1 protein-coding gene and 1 pseudogene are annotated in these 2212 nt (G+C 25.4%); both read left to right on the top strand.

Annotated elements, in window-relative coordinates; all coding sequences use genetic code 11:
• Positions 1-364, top strand: a pseudogene (locus CAMP5060_RS08000) (hypothetical protein); the annotation flags it as partial.
• Positions 365-2170 (top strand): motility associated factor glycosyltransferase family protein, encoded by a 1806-nt coding sequence (locus CAMP5060_RS07995; protein ID WP_337218195.1) that lies wholly within the window; start codon positions 365-367, stop codon positions 2168-2170.
• The last annotated feature ends 42 nt before the right edge of the window (positions 2171-2212 follow it).

Here is a 2212-nt window from a genome sequence, read left to right as displayed (position 1 = left end):
GGTAAATTATTCTATTTTAGAAAAAATTCAACAACTTAGTATTGAACTTAAAAATATTATTAAATATATATTAAGTACACCTAATATTATAGATTTAGATTTTTCAAAAATTTTGAAAGTCAACGATAAAATTCATAATTTTAAAATCTCATTTGAAAAAAAATTTGCTTTATTAGGAGAATTTTTAGTTCCTGCATTAAAAGATGTTGAACTAGAACTTGCAAAAATTTACTTAATGCCAGCAATAACTCAAGAAGATAAAAAAGCAAGAATGATATTATGGATTTTAAAACAAGAATCTTGGCTAGATATATTAAGTCAAACACTAAACACTTTTCTGGACGCTATTAACAAGGACAAATAAATGAATTTTTTACAAAAAAATATACTTAATATAGATAAAAATTTAGCACTAAAAATTCTATCATGCGATAGCTGGGAAGAAACTGTCGATAATAATCTATTTTTAAAAGAGATCACGAGACATTATGCAAATTATCCTGCTTTATTTGTTTATGGAATAGGTAAATATATTTTAGAACTTTTTGAAAGTAACAAATTAAAACATCTAGTAATCTTCGAAGACAACATTAAAAATATACATTATATTCTTAAAAACTATGATCTAAGTGAACTTTTTCGAAACAAAAAACTTATAATTTTTCATTCTCAAAGTTTTAATCCATCTGTAGCTAAAACCATGTTTCTAGATCAAAACATTTTATTTTACCATGAAATTTTTACAATAATTCCTTATAAAAATCATTTTCTAATCAACCATATACATCAAATTTGCACTCAAACTTTACAACATATAAAAAGCTCAATTCATTCCAGCGAATCATGTTTATATTCTTTAAAAATTTTTGGAAAAAATCTTTATGATATGCTAAAAAAACCTAGCACCAGAGAACTTATTTCTAAACATTCCAACAAAGGAAAAAACGCTATTATAGTAGCTAGTGGACCAAGTCTCACCAAGCAACTTCCTTTGTTAAAACAATACTCTAAAAATGCAACAATATTTTGTGCTGATGGTAGTTACCCTATATTAGCTAAACATAACATAAAACCAGACTATGTTGCCTGTATAGAAAAATATACTTTCTCTAGCCTATTTTTTGAAAAAAATTATAGTAATTTTGATGAAGATATTATATTTTTACTTTCAAGCAACACAAACCCAAAAACAGTTGATTTGATTCGATCAAGCAATAAAAATTTCATTATTACTTTAAATTCTAGTATTTTTAACCATAGTTTTAAATTGGATGATTACGGCTACACAGACTTAAAATTTTCTAGTGTAGCAAACTATTTATATCATTTTGCGATAGAATTGGGCTATAAAAATATCATTTTAATAGGGCAAGACTTAGCATATGGAAAAGATAAAAAATCCCATCCGGAAGATTTTGCTTATACATCTTCCTGTGATGAATGTTACTTTGACAATAGAAAAACAACTGCTTATGGAGGCAAAGGAGAGGTTTATACTCATGCTGCTTGGGAAATTTATAAAAAAGCTTATGAAGAAGATATACAAAACAATAAACACATCATTAATACTTATAATTGTACAGAAGGTGGAGCTAGAATAGAAGGAAGCATAGAAAAACCTTTTAAAGAAGTATGTGAAACACTCCTCATTGAAAATAAAACGTTTTTAGATAAACTTGAAAGTCCAAAAAAATTTAAAAAAAATATTATTTCAAGTTTAAATGTAATACAAAAACATATCCAAGTAATCTGTTATTTTATAGAAAAGAGCGAAACAATTTTAACAAAACTAAATAATATTATTGAAAACATCACCTTTATAGCACAAAATTATACTCTCGAGGAAGCCATAAATAAAATTCAACAAAAAGATATAAACTTAGCACAACAATATATTTCAGATTTTAAATATATTTTGTTTGAACAAAAAAATTGGAAAAGTATAGGTGATATAGTGTTTACTTTAATACTCTTAAATGAGCCGAACTTTATAAAACTTCAAAGCCTTGCAACACGTAACACAAAAGAAGAGATAGTTAATAATCTAAGTTTTATCATCAATCACTCAAGATATATTAGCGAGGTTATTGCTTTAATTAAAGAAGAGAAAAAAATTCTAGAAGAAATGATAAAAAATACCAAAAAGCGCTTAAAGGAAGATGTTTTATGAATGAACTTTTTTTAAAAAACACTCAAGCATTATTTGAAAAAT

Source organism: Campylobacter sp. 1569 (assembly GCF_024723675.1).
Lineage (GTDB): Bacteria > Campylobacterota > Campylobacteria > Campylobacterales > Campylobacteraceae > Campylobacter_D > Campylobacter_D jejuni_C.
The sequence above is the reverse complement of the archived record's forward strand: the minus strand, read 5'-3'. Positions and strand labels throughout refer to the sequence as shown.